General features: G+C 71.1%; 25 protein-coding genes and 1 pseudogene. 16 read left to right on the top strand and 10 right to left on the bottom strand.

What is annotated here, in order from left to right:
* The first annotated feature begins 50 nt into the window (after positions 1–50).
* Complete coding sequence (msrA, locus tag IE207_RS07105) at positions 51–725, top strand: peptide-methionine (S)-S-oxide reductase MsrA (protein ID WP_190183154.1); 675 nt, start codon at positions 51–53, stop codon at positions 723–725.
* Complete coding sequence (locus IE207_RS07100; RefSeq protein ID WP_229873431.1) at positions 722–1,327, top strand: DUF3885 domain-containing protein; 606 nt, start codon at positions 722–724, stop codon at positions 1,325–1,327. The genes msrA and IE207_RS07100 overlap by 4 nt, the downstream gene beginning before the upstream one ends.
* Here IE207_RS07100 and IE207_RS33000 read toward each other — a convergent pair whose 3' ends face one another.
* Positions 1,328–1,561, bottom strand: a complete 234-nt coding sequence (locus IE207_RS33000; protein ID WP_229873430.1) for a hypothetical protein — start codon at positions 1,559–1,561, stop codon at positions 1,328–1,330. It lies immediately after the preceding gene.
* Between the two features lie 406 nt (positions 1,562–1,967).
* Here IE207_RS33000 and IE207_RS07090 point away from each other — a divergent pair, with 406 nt between their 5' ends.
* The 7 genes and pseudogenes from IE207_RS07090 to IE207_RS33940 all read left to right on the top strand — a co-directional run.
* Positions 1,968–2,174, top strand: coding sequence for a hypothetical protein (locus tag IE207_RS07090; RefSeq protein ID WP_060178883.1), 207 nt, complete (start codon positions 1,968–1,970; stop codon positions 2,172–2,174).
* A complete protein-coding gene (locus IE207_RS07085) occupies positions 2,161–2,670 on the top strand; it encodes a DUF6879 family protein (protein WP_190183153.1) in 510 nt (169 codons plus the stop codon). The genes IE207_RS07090 and IE207_RS07085 overlap by 14 nt, the downstream gene beginning before the upstream one ends.
* Positions 2,671–2,693: 23 nt before the next feature.
* Positions 2,694–3,500 carry a helix-turn-helix domain-containing protein gene (locus IE207_RS07080; RefSeq protein ID WP_268250180.1) on the top strand — a complete coding sequence of 269 codons (807 nt, stop codon included), beginning with the start codon at positions 2,694–2,696 and terminating at the stop codon, positions 3,498–3,500.
* Positions 3,501–3,770: 270 nt separating this feature from the next.
* The gene (locus IE207_RS07075; RefSeq protein ID WP_229873429.1) at positions 3,771–4,013 is read left to right on the top strand and encodes a hypothetical protein; all 243 of its coding nucleotides are present in this window, start codon (positions 3,771–3,773) and stop codon (positions 4,011–4,013) included.
* Between the two features lie 14 nt (positions 4,014–4,027).
* Positions 4,028–4,252 (top strand): DUF397 domain-containing protein, encoded by a 225-nt coding sequence (locus IE207_RS07070; protein WP_190183151.1) that lies wholly within the window; start codon positions 4,028–4,030, stop codon positions 4,250–4,252.
* A gap of 80 nt (positions 4,253–4,332) precedes the next feature.
* Positions 4,333–4,809: a hypothetical protein gene (locus tag IE207_RS32990; protein WP_229873428.1), complete on the top strand. Its 477-nt coding sequence runs from the start codon at positions 4,333–4,335 to the stop codon at positions 4,807–4,809.
* Between the two features lie 134 nt (positions 4,810–4,943).
* A pseudogene (locus IE207_RS33940) lies at positions 4,944–5,012 on the top strand (peptide-methionine (S)-S-oxide reductase MsrA); the annotation flags it as partial.
* Positions 5,013–5,044: 32 nt separating this feature from the next.
* On the opposite strand, the gene IE207_RS07065 reads toward IE207_RS33940, so the two are convergent.
* Positions 5,045–6,109 (bottom strand): NAD(P)-dependent alcohol dehydrogenase, encoded by a 1,065-nt coding sequence (locus tag IE207_RS07065; protein WP_190183150.1) that lies wholly within the window; start codon positions 6,107–6,109, stop codon positions 5,045–5,047.
* A 148-nt stretch (positions 6,110–6,257) separates the two neighbouring features.
* Here IE207_RS07065 and IE207_RS07060 point away from each other — a divergent pair, with 148 nt between their 5' ends.
* On the top strand, positions 6,258–7,154 hold the full coding sequence (locus IE207_RS07060; protein ID WP_190183149.1) for a helix-turn-helix domain-containing protein: 897 nt from the start codon (positions 6,258–6,260) through the stop codon (positions 7,152–7,154).
* A 180-nt stretch (positions 7,155–7,334) separates the two neighbouring features.
* Here IE207_RS07060 and IE207_RS07055 read toward each other — a convergent pair whose 3' ends face one another.
* Positions 7,335–8,606, bottom strand: a complete 1,272-nt coding sequence (locus IE207_RS07055; RefSeq protein ID WP_190183148.1) for a L,D-transpeptidase — start codon at positions 8,604–8,606, stop codon at positions 7,335–7,337.
* A 146-nt stretch (positions 8,607–8,752) separates the two neighbouring features.
* Positions 8,753–9,040, bottom strand: coding sequence for a hypothetical protein (locus IE207_RS07050; protein WP_229873427.1), 288 nt, complete (start codon positions 9,038–9,040; stop codon positions 8,753–8,755).
* 165 nt (positions 9,041–9,205) lie between these two features.
* Between IE207_RS07050 and IE207_RS32985 the strand changes: the two genes are divergently transcribed.
* Positions 9,206–9,619, top strand: coding sequence for a hypothetical protein (locus IE207_RS32985; protein WP_229873425.1), 414 nt, complete (start codon positions 9,206–9,208; stop codon positions 9,617–9,619).
* A 65-nt stretch (positions 9,620–9,684) separates the two neighbouring features.
* Here the strand turns inward: IE207_RS32985 and hutH are convergent, their stop codons facing one another.
* From hutH to IE207_RS07020, 5 genes are all read right to left on the bottom strand, one after another.
* A complete protein-coding gene (gene hutH, locus IE207_RS07040; RefSeq protein WP_190183610.1) occupies positions 9,685–11,226 on the bottom strand; it encodes a histidine ammonia-lyase in 1,542 nt (513 codons plus the stop codon).
* Positions 11,227–11,309: 83 nt separating this feature from the next.
* Positions 11,310–12,422 (bottom strand): GGDEF domain-containing protein, encoded by a 1,113-nt coding sequence (locus IE207_RS07035; RefSeq protein ID WP_190183146.1) that lies wholly within the window; start codon positions 12,420–12,422, stop codon positions 11,310–11,312.
* Positions 12,423–12,516: 94 nt separating this feature from the next.
* Positions 12,517–13,317: an enoyl-CoA hydratase/isomerase family protein gene (locus tag IE207_RS07030; protein WP_190183609.1), complete on the bottom strand. Its 801-nt coding sequence runs from the start codon at positions 13,315–13,317 to the stop codon at positions 12,517–12,519.
* Between the two features lie 41 nt (positions 13,318–13,358).
* Entirely contained in the window at positions 13,359–14,528 is a 1,170-nt protein-coding gene (locus tag IE207_RS07025) for an adenylate/guanylate cyclase domain-containing protein (RefSeq protein WP_190183145.1), read from the bottom strand.
* Positions 14,529–14,695: 167 nt separating this feature from the next.
* The gene (locus IE207_RS07020) at positions 14,696–15,601 is read right to left on the bottom strand and encodes a biotin--[acetyl-CoA-carboxylase] ligase (protein ID WP_190183144.1); all 906 of its coding nucleotides are present in this window, start codon (positions 15,599–15,601) and stop codon (positions 14,696–14,698) included.
* Between the two features lie 130 nt (positions 15,602–15,731).
* Between IE207_RS07020 and IE207_RS07015 the strand changes: the two genes are divergently transcribed.
* The 4 genes from IE207_RS07015 (at position 15,732) to IE207_RS07005 (ending at position 18,450) form a co-directional block, all read left to right on the top strand.
* Entirely contained in the window at positions 15,732–17,327 is a 1,596-nt protein-coding gene (locus tag IE207_RS07015) for an acyl-CoA carboxylase subunit beta (RefSeq protein ID WP_190183143.1), read from the top strand.
* Between the two features lie 15 nt (positions 17,328–17,342).
* Positions 17,343–17,549, top strand: a complete 207-nt coding sequence (locus IE207_RS07010) for an acyl-CoA carboxylase epsilon subunit (protein WP_190183608.1) — start codon at positions 17,343–17,345, stop codon at positions 17,547–17,549.
* Between the two features lie 114 nt (positions 17,550–17,663).
* Positions 17,664–17,798 carry a morphogenic membrane protein MmpB gene (gene mmpB, locus IE207_RS33725; RefSeq protein ID WP_268250178.1) on the top strand — a complete coding sequence of 45 codons (135 nt, stop codon included), beginning with the start codon at positions 17,664–17,666 and terminating at the stop codon, positions 17,796–17,798.
* Between the two features lie 34 nt (positions 17,799–17,832).
* Positions 17,833–18,450: a nucleoside triphosphate pyrophosphatase gene (locus IE207_RS07005; protein ID WP_190183142.1), complete on the top strand. Its 618-nt coding sequence runs from the start codon at positions 17,833–17,835 to the stop codon at positions 18,448–18,450.
* Here the strand turns inward: IE207_RS07005 and IE207_RS07000 are convergent.
* Positions 18,431–18,892 (bottom strand): hypothetical protein, encoded by a 462-nt coding sequence (locus IE207_RS07000; RefSeq protein ID WP_229873423.1) that lies wholly within the window; start codon positions 18,890–18,892, stop codon positions 18,431–18,433. The genes IE207_RS07005 and IE207_RS07000 overlap by 20 nt on opposite strands.
* Positions 18,893–19,283: 391 nt before the next feature.
* Between IE207_RS07000 and IE207_RS06995 the strand changes: the two genes are divergently transcribed.
* Positions 19,284–21,047 carry an acetyl/propionyl/methylcrotonyl-CoA carboxylase subunit alpha gene (locus IE207_RS06995; RefSeq protein WP_190183141.1) on the top strand — a complete coding sequence of 588 codons (1,764 nt, stop codon included), beginning with the start codon at positions 19,284–19,286 and terminating at the stop codon, positions 21,045–21,047.
* Positions 21,048–21,078 lie beyond the last annotated feature (31 nt).

Here is a 21,078-nt window from a genome sequence, read left to right as displayed (position 1 = left end):
AATCCCGGCCCGGCCCCAGCCGTTGAACGGAGACCACTAGGAGGGAATCCATGTTCTCGTACCGCCGTACGCCCGAGCCCCCCACCCGCGAGGAAGCCCTCAAGGGCCGCCCCGAGCCCCTCTTCGACGTGCCGGCCGTGCACACGGTGCTCGGCAACCCGCTCTCCGGCCCCTACCCCGCGCACCTGGCCGTGGCCGACTTCGGGCTGGGCTGCTTCTGGGGCGCGGAGCGCAAGTTCTGGCAGACCCCGGGGGTGTGGACGACCCTGGCCGGTTACCAGGGCGGTTTCACGCAGAACCCGACGTACGAGGAGGTGTGCTCGGGCCTGACCGGCCACACCGAGGTCGTGCGGGTGGTCTTCGACCCGTCGCAGGTCTCCTACGCCGCGCTGCTCAAGCTGTTCTGGGAGTCCCACGACCCCACCCAGGGCTTCCGCCAGGGCAACGACGTCGGCACCCAGTACCGCTCGGCGGTCTACACCCACTCGCCCGCCCAGCAGGCGGAGGCCGAGGCCTCTCGCGCCGCCTACCAGCGCGTCCTCACCGCCGCGGGCCACGGTGAGATCACCACGGCCGTCCTCCCGGCCTCGGACCGCCCCTTCTGGCCGGCCGAGGCCCATCACCAGCAGTACCTGGACAAGAACCCGTCCGGCTACTGCGGCATCGGCGGCACGGGCGTCTCCTGCCCCATCGGCGTGGCCGCCGCCGAGGCGCCTGGGAGGTGAGCAGCGCCCCGCTCCCCGACCCTGCTCACGAGCGGCTGACCCGGCTCTGGCAGGCCCACAGGCCTGCCGGGCCGATGCTGCCGTGGGAACTGAAGACGGTGTACGGGAGCCGCTGGGTGCGCTTCCACAGCCTGCCGGAGTCGAAACGCTACGCGGAGGACGAGGCCGAGTACGCGGTCCTCCTCGACCGGTACAACACGGTCCTCGACGACCTCTTCTCAGACGGCGAGGCGTACGTGGTGACTACCGACTGGGCCGACCCGTCCGAGCCGACGGACTGGTCGGCCCACCGCGCTGCCCTCCACCCGGAGGGCACACTGTGGACCACCCTGGACGACACCGACGACCCGGATCCGGCCTTCCACACCCGCTGGTACTTCTACGCCGACCGCCGCCCCTGGCAGCGCGGCTGCCTGGACCCGCTCCTCCGCGCCGTCGCGGACGACACGCTGCCCGGCATCTTCGTGACGGACACCGAGCTCACACGTATCCACCATCCGTACGACGGCGGCGCGGACGTTATCCTCCCCACCCCCGAGGAACGGGACCGCCTGCGCAACCGCCACTCCGCCTGGCTGTCCACACACCCCTCGGGCTACTGATCAGGACGGGTCGTAGCCGTAGACCCGCTTCCCGTCCAGATGGAGTTCGTACGGGTCCCAGCAGTCTGCGGCGAGCGTGGCCACTCGGGCGCCACAGGGACAGGCACGGTTGAGTCCGCTGTCTCCGGACGGTCCGCAGCATCCGCTGCTGTTTTCCCAGTCCGGCAGAGGCTGGATGTCGGGCGCATCCTCGGGGTGGATCACGATGTTGTTGCGCGGCCCGGCAGAGATCACTGCAACCCCTTCGACACTCTCCAAGGGCCACGCGGCTGCGCAGGCCCGCCCTCTTCCTGGTCCGGATGCGGCACGTACGGGACACCCCATGGATTGGTCTCGATCGCGTAGTGCCCGTGCGGCACCGTGGCCGGCGCCCGCCGACTCTCCTTGTCCCGTTCTCCGTCGTCGGGTGCTGAGGGAACGGCGGGCAGTGGCGTCAGGTCTGGCGTAAGACTGCCGCCACACTTGGCACACAGGAAGAGGGTCATGCTGCCGTTGTACTCGCCGAGTACGTGCCAACGCATCCTCGATTCCAACCGAGACGGCTGCTTTCCTGTTCTGGAAAGGATCAGCGCTTGACCCCACCGCGACCGGCTCGGGAGCATCGAACGCGACAGGCGTACGCCGACATGTGGGGGCAAGGGTGCTGCGGAAGCTGTCCGGTGACCCGGAGTGCAGGAACGGAACGTGCCCGACGCTGTGGGGCACCGAAGACGCCAAGGACTACGTGGTCCAGGGGTACGTCATCACCGACCCCGAGCGGCTGGCGCAGCTCGACCTGCCAGAGGGCGAGACCGCCGTCGTGGTCCCGGCCGCAGTGCTGGAGGAGTACTTCCGTGCTCAACGGTGAGGAGTTCGGCCGTCTCTTCGAAACCTTCGAGCGGAGCGCCTTCCGGCTGGAGACGCTCTCCGTCTACAACGTGGAGGAGGAGCGCGAGGAGTTCGAACGCTTCCTGCGCGGCGGCGACATGGGCCCTGACTGGGACGACAACCCGTGGGTACGGTCGATGACCGACAAGGGCAAGGAGGTCTCGCGTGTCCATGTGCTCAGGTCCCCGCTGACCGACTACCTGCGGTACGAACTGGCCGCCTACCCGGGCAACATCACGGCTGGCGAGACCATCGGCATCATCGACCAGGCTGACCAGGAAGTGGCCGACCTGCCCGATCACGACTTTTGGTTGTTCGATGACCAGGACGTGTACCGGATGCACTACACGCCCGAAGGTGCGTTCATCGGCGCCGACCCGCTTCCTGCCCACTGCCTTGCCGAGTATCAGGACTACCGAGACCGCGCCTTGGCCGCAGCGGTGCCGTTCGCGGACTACTGGGAGAGGCACCGCTGACCGCCGACTCGATCGGGAATGCCCTGCGGGCGCTGCGCGACGCATCCGGACTCACGGGTGACTCGGTGGCCCGCAGGGCTTCCATGTCTGCCGGGAAGCTCTCGAAGATCGAGACGGGCAAGGTACGACCGACCGTCCAGGACGTGGATCTGGTCCTCACCGCTATAGGCGTGAGCCAGGAGGTCAAGGAAGAGTTCCTGTCGGCAGCCCGCGCCGAAGCCACCGAGGCCACCGCTTGGCGCCTGCTGCGCCGCATGGGCCCGTGGAAGCACCAGAAGACCATCCACGCCATCGAGGCCGGCACCACCACGCTCAGGCTCTTCCAGGGACAGCTCGTCCCCGGACTCCTCCAGACACCCGAGTACGCCTCCGCCGTCTTCTCCCTGCCTCCGGCCCTGCCGGAGGAGACCAGGACCAAGACCGTGGCGGCCCGCCTCGAACGGCAATCCGTCCTGTACGAGCCGGGCAGGTCCTTCCGCTTCCTGATCTGTGAGCACGTCCTCCGGTGGCGCATCAGTGAGCCCGTGGTCATGGCGCTCCAGCTCGACCGGCTCGTATCCGTGTCCCGTCTGCCTAACGTCTCACTGGGCGTCGTCCCGTCCGACCGCCGGATGCCCGACTTCCCCATGACCTGCTTCAGCCTGCACGACGACCGACTCGTCATCGTGGAAACGTTCCACTCCGAGGTCACCACCCGCGACCCGAAGGACATCCAGATCTATCTCGACACCTTCGGACGGTTCGCCGCCGTGGCCGTCTACGGCGACGCCATGAGAGCCCTGGTCGAGGGCATCCGGGATGGATTCTTGCCCCAACAGGAAAGGTCCTAGAACGAGTTGCTCACCGGGTGAAGCATCAGCGGTGCCGACACCCCCAAGGGAGGGAATCCCAGTGAGCAGCCCCAGCACCACGATGGACCCGCCGGTTCAACTGTCCCTCCCCCGCACACCTCCTGCGCCTGCGCCGGGTTGCGGCGTCTGCGCCGCCCTCGCGAAACAGCGCACAGCGGCGTACGGCGCCGGGGACCCGTCCGCCGTCTCGGACTGCAACATCGAGCTGACCGCGCACCCAAAGAAGCACCCCGGGGCGCGGTAGTGGACATGCAGACCTGGAGAGACGGACGTACAGCGGCTCTGAGCGCCTGCGATGCCATGCGCGAGGTGCTCGCCTCCCTGGGACTGCCGGAGAGCGCCTACGCGGCGATACGCCCGCAGGTGACTCCCCGAGGCGAGCCGCTCGTGCACCTGGGCTCGATTCCCGCTGCTTACGTCGAGCAGATCGCAGAGGCGCTGCGAGGCACCCGGACACACCGCGAGCGGGACAGCGGTGCCCTTCCCATCTGAATCAGGAGGACAAGATGACCGACCTGTACGGACTCGACATCTCCGGAGCCCACCTCAGCAAGGCGTGTGTAGGCAACACCCACCCGGACGGCGAGGCGTGCGTGACCCTCGCGAAGATCGGGCAGGACGCGTGGGCGATGGGCGACAGCAAGCGCCCGGACGCCGAGCCGCTGCGCTTCACTACGGCGGAGCTGGACGCGGCGGGTATCGACCCCACGCGCTTCGACCTCTCCGCCTGATCCACAGCACCACCTGAACTGACGGCCCTGCCCTCACGCCGACGGGTGGGGCCGTCGTCATCTCTGGGAACGGAGCGGCAGTGCACCACCATGGCTATGCATGGCTCGGGGAGAAGAAGACGTTCGACAAGGAGAGCATCCGCAGACCGGCCGGACAGGCCCCGATGGCAACCAGCGAGAAGGAGGTGCACGACCGGCACCGAGAAGCCGTTGCCGTCTTTCCGACTACCGACGTGCCCCCGATCCAGACGGCGCACTGGCTCATGAAACCGCCCTCTGTGATCCGAGGGACATGGCAGGAACCCAAGGAAGCCGGCGAATGGCCGGGGCTCCAACTCGCCGAGTTCGCACCCCGGTTCGCCTCTGAGGAGGATCGGGAAGTGGCCAGGCTGGTTCTCCTGGTGAGGGGTGCAGTCGAGCGGCTGACGTGGGGAGGAGACGTATCCCTTGGCCACTACCTGAGTGGCACTGCCTTCCACTCTGTCGCCCTCGTGACGTGCTCCCCGAACCGTGCTGCTCCCGACCTGCCCTGTCCTGTCCGGCGGGCCAGTGCGTGACAGAGACCCCCGACCAATGCCGGGGGTCTGGGTGAACGCCTGTGCGCCCGTCTCGGGCGCTCTCTCCTGTGTCGTGAGGTCTCAAAGCGCCCGGTAGACGGTCGCCTGACCTACACCCAGCGCTTGGCGACGGCGCCGGCTACTGCGGCATCGGCGGCACGGGCGTCTCCTGCCCCATCGGCGTGGCCGCCGCCGAGGGCTGAGGAGGCGGTCGGCGGCGGCGGCGTCGGCACGGTCAGATGGTGGAGGTGTCGATCACGAAGCGGTAGCGGACGTCGCTCGACCGGACGCGGTCGTAGGCCTCGTTGATGGCGTCGGCGCCGATGAGTTCGATCTCGGCGCCCAAGCCGTGTTCGGCGCAGAAGTCGAGCATCTCCTGGGTCTCGGCGATGCCGCCGATCATGGAGCCGGCGATGGTCTTGCGGCCGCCGATGACCGAGAACAGGTTCAGCGAGACCGGCTCCTCCGGCGCGCCGACGTTCACCAGCGCGCCGTCCACCTTGAGCAGGCCGAGGTACGCGTCGAGGGCGAGCGGGGCGGAGACGGTGGACACGACCAGGTCGAAGGTGCCGGCCAGTTCCTCGAAGGTGCTCTCGTCGCTCGTCGCGTAGTAGTGGGCGGCGCCCAGCCTCAGGCCGTCCTCCCGCTTGCGCAGCGACTGGGACAGGACGGTGACCTCCGCCCCCAGCGCGTTCGCGATCTTCACGCCGATGTGGCCGAGCCCGCCGAGGCCGACGATCGCGACCTTCTTGCCGGGGCCCGCCTGCCAGTGGCGCAGCGGCGAGTACAGGGTGATGCCCGCGCACAGCAGCGGCGCGGCGACGTCGAGCGCGAGACCGTCGGGGATGCGGACGGTGTAGTTCTCGTCCACGACGATGTGCGTGGAGTAACCGCCGTACGTGGGCTGCCCGTCCCGGCCGATGGCGTTGTACGTGCCGGTCATCCCCCGGGAGCAGAACTGCTCCTGGCCGCGCAGGCAGTGTTCGCAGGTGCGGCAGGAGTCGACGAAGCAGCCGACGCCGACGCGGTCGCCGACCGCGAACTTCGTGACGCCCGCGCCGACCTCGGTGACGACGCCGGCGATCTCGTGGCCCGGGACCATCGGGTAGATGCCCTCGCCCCAGCCGTCGGTGGCCTGGTGGATGTCGGAGTGGCAGATGCCGGCGTACTTGATGTCGATGAGGACGTCGTGCTCGCCCACCGCGCGGCGCGCGATGGTGGTGCGCTCCAGCGGAGCCTTGGGGGCGGGGGCGGCGTACGCGGCGACCTGGGTGAGCGGGGTGTGCTGAGTGGCGGACATGCGCTGCTTCTCCTGAGTTCCGTGGTGCGGTGCGCTCCACGATGCCCGGGGCGGCGGCACTCACCCAGCCCCCTGCGGAGCGTAGGACCGCTGGTCCTACCACTGGCGGGGTCAGGCTGCCGGTCCGCCGCCCGGCCATACTGGCGGTATGGACCAGCTTGATCAGCGCGCCGAACTGGGCGAGTTCCTCCGCTCCCGCCGGGCGCGCCTGCGCCCCGAGGACGTCGGCCTGCCCGACTACGGGCGCCACCGCAGGGTGCCGGGCCTGCGCCGGGAGGAACTGGCGCAGCTGGCGGGCGTGTCGGTGGCGTACTACACGCGCCTGGAGCAGGGCCACGGGCAGAACGTTTCGGCGGACGTACTGGACGCCATCGCGCGGGCCCTGCACCTGGACGGCACCGAGTCGGCGCACCTGACCCACCTGGCGAGCCCGCGCCCGCGCAGGCGCCATCCCTCGCGGCGCGCCGAGCAGGTCCGCCCGGAGCTGCGCGTGCTGATGGACGCGATGGAGGGCGTACCGGCGTACCTGGTGGGCCGGCGTCAGGACGTCCTGGCCTGGAACCGGATGGCGACGGCCGTGTTCGGCGACTTCGGCGCGCTGCCCGCACAGGAACGGAACCTGGTCCGGATGGTGTTCCTGGATCCGGCGACGGCCGAGCTGTACGCGGAGTGGGAGTGCCGGGCGTGCCAGGTGGTCAGCTACCTGCGCCTGTACGCGGGCCGGCACCCGGACGACGAACAGCTCTCCGCGCTGGTCGGTGAGTTGTCGGTGAAGAGCGAGGAGTTCCGGCGGCTGTGGGCCGCGCACACGCTGGCGGACAACAAGACGCGCGGCGTGAAGCGGCTGCGGCACCCCGTGGTGGGCGACTTGAGCCTGGCGTTCGAGACGCTTGTCCTGCCGGACGACTCCGAGCAGTCGCTGATCACCTTCCACGCCGCCCCCGGCTCCCCGTCGGCGGACGCGCTGCGCCTGCTGTCGTCCTGGTCGGCGGCGGACCCGGCCCCGTCGCCCACGGTGGGGACGGCCGAGCCCGCCGGGCAGTGACGCCGCCCCGAAGTCGTCGCCCCCCGCCCCGGGCGTCGGACATGCCCGCCGAAACGGTAAGCCGCCGGCGAGAGCCGGACGAGAACGACGAACGGCGGGGAACCCTCCAGGGTTCCCCGCCGTTCACGCACGTCTACACATCAGCGCCTCTACACGTTGGCGCCCCTACGGGTCGGCGCGTCAGGAGGCCGAGCCGGCCTTCCACTCCGCCCAGCTCATGTTCCAGCCGTTGAGGCCGTTGTCGGGCTTGATGGTCTTGTCGGGGGAGTTGACGACGGTGACCACGTCACCGATGAGCGAGTTGTCGAAGAACCACGCGCCCGCCGTGTTCGGGTCGTTGGCGCCCTGGGTGTCGTTCAGGCCGACGCAGCCGTGGCTGGTGTTGACGTTGCCGAAGATCGAGTCCGAGCCCCAGTAGTTGCCGTGGATGAAGGTGCCCGAGGTGGACAGCCGCATCGCGTGCGGAACGTCCTTGATGTCGTACTCGCCCTTGCCCTCGCCGTTCTTGAAGCCGACGGTGGCGCCGTCCATCCGGGTCTCCTTGAACTTCTCGGAGATCACCATCTGGCCGTTGTACGTCGGGTTCGACGGGGAGCCCGCGGAGATCGGGATGGTCTTGATGACCTGGCCGTCCCGGGTGACCGTCATCTTCTTGGTCTTCGCGTCGACCGTCGAGACCTGGCTCCGGCCGATCTTGAAGGTGACGGTCTTGCTCTGGACGCCCTTGATGCCCGGGGCGCCCTGCACGCCGTCCAGCGCGAGCTTGAGCGTGACGGTGGAGTTCGCCTGCCAGTACTGCTCGGGGCGGAAGTCCAGCCGCTGCGCGTCGAACCAGTGGCCGACGACTTCCTGGCCGCTGCTGGAGGAGACGTTGATGGCCGCCTGGACGGCCTTCTGGTCCTTGATCGGCTTGTTGAAGGTGATCGAGACCGGCATGCCCACGCCGACCGTCTGGCCCTCGTCCGGCACGAACGAGCCGATGAAGCTGTTCTCCGGGGAGACGGTGGTGAAGGAGGCGTTCTCGTGCGCCTCGTGGCCCGCCTCGTCCTTGGCGCTCGCCGACAGGGCGTACTTGGTCGACCGCTTGAGGGCGGCGTCCGGCTTCCAGCTCTTGCCGTCGGCGGCTATCTTGCCCGGCACGTCCGCACCCTCGGAGCTCTTGAGCTCGACCTTGGTGAGGGTGCCGTCACTGACCGTCACGCTCGTGGCGTCGTTCAGGCCGATGTTGGTGGCGCCGTCCTTGGGCGTGATGGCTATTCGGGCCTTCGAGGCGTCCTTGGCCGCCGCCGCGTCCACATCGGCCTGCGACTTGGCCGAAGCCTGGCCGCTGCCCTTGGGCTGGTCACCTCCGCCGTTGCACGCCGAAAGCACCAGTACGCCACCGAGGACGGCGGATACGGCCACCAGGGACCTCTTCCGCCGCTTGCTGTCCGTCCTCACACGCCACTCCATCGTTGCCGGAACCCCCGAGTTCCCTCCCAGCTGCCGCTGGAAAGTACCCACCGGGCAGGAGGCCATGCCCCCTGCCCACGGTTGTGACAACGCGTGAATGACCCGTTTCGGTTCCACATTCCGTTGGGATGTGGGCAACCCCACGGTCAGGCGTTGTCGGTCACCTCTTCGTCGAAGTCCCCATCTTCCTCGTCGATGTCCCACTCCATGGACTCGGGGTCGTATTCGACGGGCTCGCTGCTCCACGAGGCCTGCGCCAGGTCCACGCCGGGGATCTCCGCGACCAGGTCGGTGGGGTCGACGAGGTAGGCAAGGGCCTCCGACTCGTCCTCGCCCACCGCCGCCTCGGCATGGCCCCGCTCCTCGTCCGGCATGAACTCGTCGGCCTTGATGTGCGCGAGGGCGGCGCCGGTGAGCGCTGTGGTGTCGGTCACTTCAAGGACCAAATCCACCCGAAGACGTACGTACCGTGAGGTGTCAGAAGAGTTCATACGACGGAGAGTAAGCCCCGAACCTGTCCCGACTTTCCCACGACCCGCCCCTTTCACTAGCATCGGCGCACACGGCCAATTCGCTGCTGCCACAAGGGGGATCGCACCGTGTCCGCACGCCGATCGCTGCTCACCGCTCTCGGAGCGACCACCCTCCTCGCCGCCCTCTGGTTCGTGCCCTCGGCGAACGCCACCGCACCGGACCAGACGCCGAGCCGCTCCGGCCTGTCCTACCAGCGGAGCCTTTCCGACCAGCCCGGCCGGCCCGGCCAGGCGGACCAGCGCGGCGAGGCGGACCAGCCCGGCCAGGAGAACCGGGCCGCCCAGGAGAACCGGGCCACCCTCACGCCCGCCGCCGCGGTCGTCAACGCCTCGGCGGCCCGGGAGGCCGCCTCCCAGCCCCTCTCCCTCGCCGACACCGGCAGCGTCGACACCAGCCCCTACCTGCTGGGCGGCGCACTCTGCCTGGGCGTGGGGGCCGGCTTCGTCGCCTTCTCCGTACGCCGCTCACGCGCCCAGTAGGCAGCACACGACGAGGGCCGCGCCCGGGAACTCCCTGGCGCGGCCCTCGTCGCGTCACGTCATGCTCAGGCGAGCGGACCGGTGACCGCCTCCACGGCGGCGACGAGCGCACCGGAGCGCACGAACGCGTCGGCGGCGGCCAGGTCAGGGGCGAGGAAACGATCCGGCCCGGGACCCTGGACGCCCGCCTCCCGCACCGCCGCGATGGCGGCCCGGCTGGCCGGGGAGGGGGTGAGCCCGTGGCGCAGCTCGATGGCGCGGGTGGCCGCGTACAGCTCGATCGCGACGATCCGGGTCAGGTTGTCGATCGCGATGCGGAGCTTGCGCGCGCCCGACCACCCCATGGAGACGTGGTCCTCCTGCATGGCGGAGGAGGGGATCGAGTCGGCGGATGCGGGGACCGCGAGCCGCTTCATCTCGCTGACCAGCGCGGCCTGCGTGTACTGGGCGATCATCAGACCGGAGTCCACACCGGCGTCGTCCGCCAGGAACGGCGGCAGGCCGTGCGAGCGGTTCTTGTCGAGCAGCCGGTCGGTGCGGCGCTCGGCGATGGAGCCCAGGTCGGCGGCGGCGATGGCCAGGAAGTCCAGTACGTACGCCACGGGCGCGCCGTGGAAGTTGCCGTTGGACTCGACCCGGCCGTCGGGCAGCACCACCGGGTTGTCGACGGCCGAGGCCAGCTCGCGCGAGGCCACAAGGGCGGCGTGCGCCATCGTGTCGCGGCCCGCGCCGGCGACCTGCGGGGCGCAGCGCACCGAGTAGGCGTCCTGGACGCGCGGTGCGGTCTCCTCCTGGTAGTGCCGCACCAGGCCGGAGCCCTCCAGGACGGCGGCCATGTTGGCGGCGGAGGCACCCTGGCCCGGGTGCGGGCGGATGGCGTGCAGCTCGGGCGCGAGCACCTTCTCGGTGCCGAGCAGCGCCTCCAGGGTCAGCGCGGCGGTGATGTCGGCGGAGGTGTACAGCTTGCCGAGGTCGGCGAGGGCCATGATCAGCATGCCGAGCATGCCGTCGGTGCCGTTGAGGAGGGCCAGGCCCTCCTTCTCGCGCAGCTCGACCGGCTCGATCCCGGCCTCGGCGAGCAGTTCGCCCGCGGGGCGCACGATCCCGTCGGGGCCCTCGGCGTCGCCTTCGCCCATGAGGGTGAGGGCGCAGTGCGAGAGCGGGGCGAGGTCGCCGGAGCAGCCGAGGGAGCCGTACTCGTGCACGACCGGCGTGATCCCGGCGTTCAGCACGTCGGCCATCGTCTGCGCGACGGAGGGCCGGACGCCGGTGTACCCGGAGGCCACGGTCTTGAGCCGCAGGAACATCAGGGCGCGCACGACCTCGCGCTCGACGCGCGGCCCCATGCCGGCGGCGTGCGAGCGGACGATGTTGCGCTGGAGCTGGGCGCGCAGCTCGGGGCTGATGTGCCGGGAGGCGAGGGCACCGAAGCCGGTGGACACCCCGTAGACCGGCTCGGGCTTGGCGGCGAGCGCGTCGACGATCTCGCGGGCGCGGGCCAGGGCGTCCAGCGCCTCGCCGGACAGCTCGACCCGCGCGTTGCCGCGGGCGACGGCGATGACGTCCTCGGCGGTGGTCCCGGACGTTCCCACCACGACAGTGTGCATATCCATATTCAGCACCCTACGGACTGAATCTCTTCATGTCACTAGCGACTTGGTGGAGCAGTCGTTACAGCCTGCTACGGCCGCTACGCCCTGCCGCGGAACCGGCGCCGCTCCCCCCTGCCCGCCTGGGCCGCGTCGGCGAGCCGCACCACGGCGCTGTCCCGGCCGGCCACCACGGGCACCCGCGAGCGGGCGGCCTTGGCCTTGTACTGGGCCGCGTCGGCGAGGCGGAACAGCCGCCGGGAGGACTTCACCGGCCCGATCGGGTCCCCGGTGGAGGCGACCCCGCAGGCCACCCCCTCGCCGAGTTCCAGCTCGGCGGCGCGCAGGCACACCTCCTCGGTGACCCGCACCACCTCGTCCGCCGACGGGCCGACGCTGACCAGGCAGAACTCGTCGCCGCCGAGCCTGGCCACCAGCGCGCCGGGCAGTATGGCCCCGCACAGGCTCAGCACGGACCCGAACCGCTCCAGCAGCCGGTCCCCCATGGCGTGGCCGAGGGTGTCGTTGACCCGCTTGAGCCCGTTCAGGTCGCACACAACGAGGCTGACCACGGCCCCGCTGCGCCGGTGCTCCTCCAGGGCCTCGTCGAGCCGCATGTCGACGGCCCGCCGGTTGGCCAGTCCCGTCAGCGGGTCGGTGAACGCCAGGCGCCGGGCCTCTTCGAGGCGCTCGTTCTGCGCGAGCCCGGCGGCCACGACGGCGGCCAGTACGGTCGCGAACTCCGCGTCGTCCTCGTCGAAGTCCGCCAGCCCCTCGTCCCGGGCGACGTACAGCTCGCCCCAGGCCCGACCGCTGAGCACGATCGGCGCGACCACGCAGGTGCCGCGCCCGCGCAGGCGCAGCGCTTCGCCGCGCCTGCCCGGGCGGCCGGCGCCCGCGGCCTCGACCCAGGCGTGGGGACCGGCGCCGCCGACCCAGCGCTCGTGCAGGAACTCGGTGATCTCGGGGAATTCGTGGACGGGGTAGGACTCGTCCTCGGGGAACTCCTCCTCCCCCGCACGCCGCTCGCCCTCGTTCACGAGGACGCGCAGCCGGCCGCGCTCGCGCTCCCAGGCGGAGATGGCGGCGAACGACCCGTCCATGGCCAGGCGGGCGCCCCGCGCGGCCGCCCGCACGCTGTCCCGCGGCGCACATGCCGCCGCCATGGCCTGCGCGAGGCCCACGACGGCCCGAAGCCGCCCGTCAACTCCCATCGCAACAGGTTAGGGAGTTCCATCCGATTTGGTGACAATCGCCGCGATGTCCAGGCCGGTCAAGATCACGAGCGCCGATCGGAGCACACGCCGGCTACACGCCCGGCCACTGCGGCTTGCGCTTCTCGTTGAATGCCGCCACGCCCTCGGCCCGGTCCCCGGAGAAGGCCACCGTCCGCCACGCCGCGTCCTCGATCTCCAGGCCGGCCGCCAGGTCCATCCCGTGCCCCAGCCGCAGCGCCCGCTTCGCCGCCCGCAGCCCGACCGGCGAGTTCGCCGCCATCCGGGCCGCCAGCGCCAGCGCCTGCTCGCGGTCGGTCCCCGCCGCGACCACCGAGTCCACCAGACCCAGCTCCAGCGCCTCCGGCGCCTCCACCCGGCGCGCCGTGAAGACCAGCTCCGCCGCGCGGGCCGCGCCGACCCGCCTGGGCAGCAGCTGCGTGCCCCCGCCGCCCGGGATCACCCCGACCGACACCTCCGGCAGGCCGACCACCGCGGTCTCGTCGGCCACGATCACGTCGCAGGCCAGCGCCAGCTCGAAGCCGCCGCCGAGCGCGAAGCCGTGCACCGCCGCGATCGTCGGCATCGGCAGCTCCAGCACGCCCCCGTAGGCACCCCGCGTCGTCGGCCGCTGCCGTACCAGCTCGGCGTCCGACATCGCGTTGCGCTCCTTGAGGTCGGCGCCCACGCAGAACGCCCGGTCCACCGCCGAGGACAGCACGACCACCCGTACCGAGTCGTCCGCCGCCAGTCGCGCGCACGCGTCCCCGATGGCCCGGGCCATGCCCGTCGACACCGCGTTCATCGCCTTGGGCCGGTCCAGGACCAGCTCGGCGACCCCGTCCTCATGCCGGCGCACGGCCAGGAACTCCGACTCCACGGTCTCCGCCGCCACGCTCTTCGACGTCACAGGACAGCCCTCCCGGTTAACGAACGTTACCCGGGGATCCTAGGCGTCCGCCGCGTCAGCGACCAGGGCTCCACGACCCCGAGCCCGCGCACCGGCCGCTGCCACATCGGCTGCAGCGCGAACCGGTAGGTCCCGCCGCCCTCCTCCGACTCCGACTCCTTCTCCGAGACCGGCGCGGCACCCGTCCGGCCCAGTTCCTCGGCCATGGCCCCGTCCACCAGCACCGCGTCCTTGGGGGCTATGGACGTCAGCCGGCTCGCCAGGTTCACCGTGGTCCCGAAGACGTCGCCCATCCGGGTCGTCACCGTCCCGAACGCGATCCCGACCCGCAGCTCCGGCATCTGCGGGTCGGCCTCCATCGTCTCGATCAGCCGCAGCGCGATCTCCGCCGCCGTCGCCGCGTCGTCCGCCGCGTACAGCACCTCGTCGCCCAGCGTCTTGATCAGCCGGCCGCCGTAGGCGGCGATCAGGTCGGCCGCCGTCGTCTCGAAGGCCTCGACCAGCTCGCCGAGCTCCTCCTCCTCCAGCCGCCGGGTGAGCCGGGTGAAGCCCACCAGGTCCGCGAAGCCCACGGCGAGCCGCCGGTCGACCATCTCCTCGTCGTCCGCCACCTGCACCACGCGCCCGGTCGCGGCCGCCAGCTGGCGCCGCCAGACGTACACCAGGAACTCCTCCAGCTCCGGCAGCAGCAGCTCGACCAGCGGGTACGTGACCTCCGTACGGGTCATGCCGGGCTCCGGCGGCTCCGTCAGCCCCTCCAGGAACGAGTCGATCTGCCACTCCGCCAGCCGGGCGGTCGTCTGCCCGGTCGACCGCGCGACCTGCACCGCCATCGGCTCGCTCAGCAGGCCCGCCTCCACCAGACCGGCGAGCCGGCGCAGCGCCAGTACGTCCGCCTCCGTGAGGGCCTTGGCCTGGCCGATGTCCGCGAAGCCCATCGCCCGCCAGAAGCGGGAGGCGAGCTCCATCGAGACCCCGGCGCTGCGCGCGGCCTGGAAGGGGGTGTACCGGCGCTCGGCGCCCAGGATCAGCTGCTCCAGGCGGATGGCCAGCGGGTCGGCCGTCGGCTGGACGGTGTGGTCCACCTCGTGGTGGGGAGTGTGCTGGTCCCGCCCGATCGGGGTGCTGCCGGAACCGGCCTGGGCCGCACCCGCGCCGGACCCGGACGCGCCGGACGTAGGGTCGTCGACGGTCAAGGGCCGCCTCCTGTCCATTCCGTACGCACTTCCGACTGCCGAACCGGTTGATCACCGCATGGACCGGGACCTTCGCCGGCTACCGCTGGGTGCTGCCCCCAAAACCATACGGCAGGTGTGCCGTAGCTCACTCCCCGCTCCGGCCGCCCGGTCGGGCCGCCCGGCCGCTACCGGACGGAGCGCAGGTGGACCACGTCCCCGGCCCCGACGGCCAGCCGCTCGTCCTGCGCCGTGCGGATCACGAGCCGCCCGTCCGTGTCGACCGCTTCGGCCGTCCCGGTGATCGTGCGCCCGCCGGGCAGGTCCGCCCGCACGTGGCGGCCCAGCGTCGCGCAGCCCGCCGCGTACGTCTCCTGCAACCCGCTGGCCGCCGGGTCCCCGCCGGCCGCGCGCCAGGCCTCGTACCACTGCTCCAGGGAGCGCAGTACGGCCTTGAGCAGCGGCTCACGGTCGGTGACGGTGGCCTTGGCGAGGGCCAGGGAGCCAGCGGTGTCGACGGGCAGCTCGTCCTCGGTGAGGGTGACGTTCAGCCCGATCCCGACGACGACCCCTCCCCCAGAGCCTCCGGCCCGGGAGGGGCCCCCGGGGACGCGCTCGGAGAGGATGCCGCCCGCCTTGCGCTCCTCGCCCTCGACGGAGACCAGCAGGTCGTTGGGCCACTTGAGGGCGGTGTCCACCCCCGCCGCCCGGGACAGCCCGGTCGCGGTGGCCACCCCGGCGAGCAGGGTCAGCCACCCCCACCGCTCCTCGGGCACCCCCGGGCCGGGCTTGAGCAGCACCGAGAAGAACAGCCCGGAACGGGCGGGCGCGACCCAGCTCCGGTCCAGCCGCCCCCGCCCGGCGCTCTGCTCCTCGGCGACGAGCACGGCCCCTTCGCCCAGCTCCCCGGCCCGCGCGGCGAGGTCGGTGTTCGTGGACCCGGTGGACGAAACCACCTCCAGCGAACTCCACAACCCCTCCCCCACGAGATGCCGCCGCAAGGCGGCAGCGTTCAACGGCGGCCGGTCCAGGCTGGACCAACGTCCCCCGGGAGCTCCCGACGGAGTTCCTCCTGATGCATCTGATGGCGTCATGCAACCCACAGTAGGTGTGTCAAACGCCGCACTGCCGAGCGCCATGCCCGCCGATACGCTACGCACGAGTAGCCAGCAGCAGTCCATCAATTGACCAGGCACTTGACACCACACAGGGAGCCGCGCCCCGATGTCACAACCCTCAGAGCCGATCGACATGCACACGACCGCGGGGAAGATCGCGGACCTGCAGCGCCGGATCGACGAAGCCACTCACGCCGGGTCCGCGCGGGCGGTGGAGAAGCAGCACGCCAAGGGGAAGCTGACTGCGCGTGAGCGGATCGGCCTGCTGCTGGACGAGGGCTCCTTCGTCGAGCTCGACGAGTTCGCCCGGCACCGCTCGACCAACTTCGGGCTGGAGCAGACCCGCCCCTACGGCGACGGCGTCGTCACCGGCTACGGCACGGTGGACGGCCGGCCGGTGGCCGTGTTCTCGCAGGACTTCACCGTCTTCGGCGGCGCCCTCGGCGAGGTCTACGGCCAGAAGATCATCAAGGTGATGGACTTCGCGCTCAAGACCGGCTGCCCGGTCATCGGCATCAACGACTCCGGCGGCGCCCGCATCCAGGAGGGCGTCAGCGCGCTCGGCATGTACGGCGAGATCTTCCGCCGCAACGTGCACGCTTCGGGCGTGATCCCGCAGATCAGCCTCGTCGTGGGCCCGTGCGCCGGCGGCGCCGTGTACTCCCCCGCCATCACCGACTTCACCGTGATGGTCGACCAGACCTCGCACATGTTCATCACCGGCCCGGACGTCATCAAGACGGTCACCGGCGAGGACGTGGGCTTCGAGGAGCTCGGCGGCGCGCGCACCCACAACTCCACCTCGGGTGTCGCCCACCACATGGCCGGGGACGAGAAGGACGCCATCGAGTACGTCAAGTCCCTCCTCGCCTACCTGCCGTCCAACAACCTCTCCGAGCCGCCCGCCTTCCCCGAGGAGGCGGACACCGAGGTCTCGGACCTCGACCGCGAGCTGGACGTACTGATCCCGGACAGCGCGAACCAGCCGTACGACATGCACACCGTGATCGAGCACGTCGTGGACGACGGCGAGTTCCTGGAGACGCAGTCACTGTTCGCGCCGAACATCCTCACCGGCTTCGGCCGCGTCGAGGGCCACCCGGTGGGCATCGTCGCGAACCAGCCGATGCAGTTCGCCGGCTGCCTGGACATCAACGCCTCCGAGAAGGCCGCCCGCTTCGTGCGGACCTGCGACGCCTTCAACATCCCGGTGCTGACGTTCGTGGACGTACCGGGCTTCCTCCCGGGCACCGACCAGGAGTACAACGGAATCATCCGGCGCGGCGCGAAGCTGATCTACGCCTACGCCGAGGCCACCGTCCCCCTGATCACCGTCATCACCCGCAAGGCCTTCGGCGGCGCGTACGACGTCATGGGCTCCAAGCACCTCGGCGCGGACCTGAACCTGGCCTGGCCGACCGCGCAGATCGCCGTCATGGGCGCGCAGGGCGCGGTGAACATCCTGCACCGCCGCACGATCGCCGAGGCCGAGGCCTCCGGTCAGGGGGAGGAGACGCGGGCCCGGCTGATCGCCGAGTACGAGGACACCCTGCTGAACCCGTACACCGCCGCCGAGCGCGGGTACATCGACGCGGTGGCCATGCCGTCGGAGACCCGGGCGCACGTGGTGAAGGGACTGCGGCAGCTGCGGACCAAGCGGGAGTCCCTGCCCCCGAAGAAGCACGGCAACATCCCCCTCTAGGAGGTCAGTCCTGTGGTGATCAAGGTCGTCAAGGGGAATCCGACGCCGGAGGAGCTGGCCGCCGCACTGGCGGTGGTCCAAGCGCGCGCGGCGGCGCTGGCCTCCGCGCCGTCGGGCGCGCCCGGGGTCCCGGACGAGTGGTCGGCGCCCGCGAGGGTGGCGCGGCGGACACTGCCGCAGCCGGGCCCGCGCGCCTGGGGCCGTACGTACTGGCCCGCTTAGGGGCGCTCGGGGCGGCGCCGGGCCCGCCCCGGCGCGAAGATGGCGTGAACGGACGGTGGCGCCTGAGTACGGGTACTCAGGCGCCACCGGCCTGCGTGGGGCAAGGATCGGAGGATGCTCTGGTCAGACCCGAAGGACGAGCCGCCGAAGGACATGCGCGAGGCGCAGGCGATGCTGCGGCGGCTGATCGTGGTGCTCACCCTCGCGATGGTCGTCGTGGTGTACGTCCTGGGCGTGGGCCCGTTCTGAGGCCCCGTAGGGGGCCCCTCGGCGGCCCCCTACGATGGCTCGCATGACTGCTGCCGCGCCCCGCTCCGTCGTCCTCGCCTCCGCCTCGCCCGCCCGGCTGAACCTGCTGCGGCAGGCCGGGCTCGCCCCGCACGTGATCGTCAGCGGCTTCGACGAGGACACCCTCTCCGCCGACACCCCGGCCGAACTGGCGCTGGCGCTGGCCGAGGCGAAGGGCGGCGTGGTGGCGGCCCTGGAGGAGGCCGCGGGGGCGCTGGTGATCGGCTGCGACTCCGTACTGGAACTGGACGGGGAGGCGCTCGGCAAGCCGGCCGACGCCGAGGAGGCGACGGCCCGCTGGAAGTCCATGCGGGGCCGGGCCGGGGTGCTGCGCACCGGGCACTGCGTGATCGACACGGCGAGCGGCCGTCAGGTCTCGGCCACGGCGTCCACGACGGTCCGCTTCGGCGAGCCGACGGACGCGGAGGTGGCCGCGTACGTGGCCAGCGGCGAGCCGCTGCACGTGGCGGGCGCCTTCACCCTGGACGGCCTGTCGGCGCCCTTCATCGACGGCATCGACGGGGATCACGGCAACGTGATCGGCATCTCCCTGCCCCTGCTGCGCTCCCTGCTGGGCGAACTGGACGTGTCCATCACGGATTTGTGGGCCTGAGCCCCCCGGGCCCCTCCGGCGGGGCGTCCTGCACGTCCAGGACCTCCACGGGAGGCGCGGCGTAGAGCATCAGGGCCAGTACGAGCAGGCACAGGATCAGCATCAAGGCGGCGAAGGCGCCCCAGCCCACGAGCCCCAGGGCGAGGGCGCCGAGCACCGCATGGGTGACGGCGGCGACCACCAGGACGACGCGGGCGACGCGGCCGGGCGCCCGGTCCCGTACGGCGGTCACGGCGAGCAGGACGGCGCAGAGCAGCAGGAAGGTGCCCATCACCGCCCCGAGGCCGTAGGTGGCCCGGGCCATGAGCTCGGGGTCGCTGCCGGCGATCGACATCGACTGGTTCTGCGTCGCCTTCCCCAGCACGACGTGCACGAGTACGAGCACCGCCGCTTCCACGACGAGCACGATCGCGGCCAGTCCGGCCACGAGTCTGCGCAGCACCGACGCCCCCATCCCCAGAAGCCACGGACCGGAATCCAGAAGCCTGTTCGACGCCTGGAGGCTACTCATGGGTAAACGCGCGGACAAGGGGTGCGGGCAGCTTGGTTGCGGACGGGCCCGCGTGACGGCTCTCACGCAAAGAATGCATAGGCCGTTCGTAGGGACTCCACAAAGATTCACCAGGGGCCGCTGACCCGGTGAACAGAGACCTCGGCTGCGCCACGGGGTTACTGTGCAGTCGGGGATCTCCCTGACCTGGGGCGACACAAGGGTTTCTGGGCTCGGGCAAGCCTCGCTATCACGCTCCGTGTGGGGAAGCTCACCTGCGGATAGGGGTCGAAAGGCCGTGTCAGCTGTCCCTAAACTCAGCTTGTTTCTAGGAGGCGCCATCGTGCGCAAGGTGCTCATCGCCAACCGTGGCGAAATCGCTGTCCGCGTTGCCCGTGCCTGCCGGGATGCCGGGATCGCGAGCGTAGCCGTCTACGCCGACCCGGACCGGGACGCGCTGCACGTCCGCGCGGCAGACGAAGCGTTCGCGTTGGGCGGTGACACCCCGGCCGCCAGCTACCTGGACATGAAGAAGGTCCTCCAGGCAGCGGCGGACTCCGGTGCTGACGCCATCCACCCCGGATACGGCTTCCTGTCCGAGAACGCGGACTTCGCCCAGGCCGTTCTCGACGCGGGCCTGACCTGGATCGGCCCGCCGCCGCAGGCGATCCGCGACCTCGGTGACAAGGTCGCCGCCCGTCACATCGCCCAGCGCGCCGGCGCCCCGCTGGTGGCCGGCACCCCGGACCCGGTGTCCGGGGCCGACGAGGTCGTGGCATTCGCCGAGGAGCACGGCCTGCCCATCGCGATCAAGGCCGCCTTCGGTGGCGGCGGTCGCGGTCTCAAGGTCGCCCGCACCCTCGAAGAGGTCCCGGAGCTGTACGACTCCGCCGTGCGCGAGGCCGTCGCCGCGTTCGGCCGGGGCGAGTGCTTCGTGGAGCGCTACCTCGACAAGCCGCGCCACGTCGAGACGCAGTGCCTGGCCGACTCGCACGGCAACGTGGTGGTCGTCTCCACCCGTGACTGCTCGCTCCAGCGCCGCCACCAGAAGCTCGTCGAGGAGGCGCCCGCGCCGTTCCTCACCGAGGCGCAGAACGCCGAGCTGTACGCGGCGTCCAAGGCGATCCTCAAGGAAGCCGGCTACCAGGGCGCCGGCACCGTCGAGTTCCTCGTCGGGACCGACGGCACCATCTCCTTCCTGGAGGTCAACACCCGCCTCCAGGTGGAGCACCCGGTCACCGAGGAAGTCACCGGCATCGACCTCGTGCGCGAGATGTTCCGCATCGCCGACGGCGAGGCGCTCGGCTACGACGACCCGCAGCTGCGCGGCCACTCGTTCGAGTTCCGCATCAACGGTGAGGACCCGGGCCGCGGCTTCCTGCCGGCCCCGGGCACGGTGACGAAGTTCGCCCCGCCCTCGGGTCCGGGCGTCCGCCTGGACGCGGGTGTCGAGTCGGGCTCGGTCATCGGCCCGGCGTGGGACTCGCTGCTGGCCAAGCTGATCGTCACCGGTGCCACCCGCGAGCAGGCCCTCCAGCGCGCCGCCCGCGCCCTGGTGGAGTTCGAGGTGGAGGGCATGGCCACCGCCATCCCGTTCCACCGCGCGGTCGTCGCCGACCCGGCGTTCGCCCCGACCGACGGCACTCCGTTCAAGATCCACACGCGGTGGATCGAGACCGAGTTCGTCAACGAGATCCCGGCGTTCACTGCGCCCGCCGCCGAGGAGGCCGACGAGGAGCCGGGCCGCGAGACCGTGGTGGTCGAGGTCGGCGGCAAGCGGCTGGAGGTCTCCCTCCCGTCCTCGCTGGGCATGACGCTGGCCCGCACGGCCGCAGCGGGCGGTGCCAAGCCGAAGCGCCGCGCCGCGAAGAAGTCCGGTCCGGCCGCCTCCGGCGACACCCTGGCCTCCCCGATGCAGGGCACGATCGTCAAGGTCGCCGTCGAGGAGGGCCAGCAGGTCAACGAGGGCGACCTGATCGTCGTCCTGGAGGCCATGAAGATGGAGCAGCCGCTGAACGCGCACCGCTCCGGCACGATCGTCGGCCTCACGGCCGAGGTCGGCGCCTCCCTCACCTCGGGCGCCACGATCTGCGAGATCAAGGACTGACCCGCCGACGCGAAGGCCCCCGCCCGGTTGG

The organism is Streptomyces cirratus, from assembly GCF_014650775.1.
GTDB classification, from domain to species: Bacteria; Actinomycetota; Actinomycetes; order Streptomycetales; family Streptomycetaceae; genus Streptomyces; species Streptomyces cirratus.
This window is presented reverse-complemented; position numbering and strand designations above follow the sequence as displayed.

Coding starts and splice junctions, on each gene's coding strand:
- IE207_RS07060 (WP_190183149.1), top strand. CDS start 6,258: ATGGACCAGCTTGATCAGCGCGCCGAACTGGGCGAGTTCCTCCGCTCC.
- IE207_RS07075 (WP_229873429.1), top strand. CDS start 3,771: ATGCAGACCTGGAGAGACGGACGTACAGCGGCTCTGAGCGCCTGCGAT.
- IE207_RS07005 (WP_190183142.1), top strand. CDS start 17,833: ATGGCTCGCATGACTGCTGCCGCGCCCCGCTCCGTCGTCCTCGCCTCC.
- hutH (WP_190183610.1), bottom strand. CDS start 11,226: ATGCACACTGTCGTGGTGGGAACGTCCGGGACCACCGCCGAGGACGTC.
- mmpB (WP_268250178.1), top strand. CDS start 17,664: ATGCTCTGGTCAGACCCGAAGGACGAGCCGCCGAAGGACATGCGCGAG.
- IE207_RS07070 (WP_190183151.1), top strand. CDS start 4,028: ATGACCGACCTGTACGGACTCGACATCTCCGGAGCCCACCTCAGCAAG.
- msrA (WP_190183154.1), top strand. CDS start 51: ATGTTCTCGTACCGCCGTACGCCCGAGCCCCCCACCCGCGAGGAAGCC.
- IE207_RS07035 (WP_190183146.1), bottom strand. CDS start 12,422: ATGGGAGTTGACGGGCGGCTTCGGGCCGTCGTGGGCCTCGCGCAGGCC.
- IE207_RS07020 (WP_190183144.1), bottom strand. CDS start 15,601: ATGACGCCATCAGATGCATCAGGAGGAACTCCGTCGGGAGCTCCCGGG.
- IE207_RS07055 (WP_190183148.1), bottom strand. CDS start 8,606: ATGGAGTGGCGTGTGAGGACGGACAGCAAGCGGCGGAAGAGGTCCCTG.
- IE207_RS07065 (WP_190183150.1), bottom strand. CDS start 6,109: ATGTCCGCCACTCAGCACACCCCGCTCACCCAGGTCGCCGCGTACGCC.
- IE207_RS07015 (WP_190183143.1), top strand. CDS start 15,732: ATGTCACAACCCTCAGAGCCGATCGACATGCACACGACCGCGGGGAAG.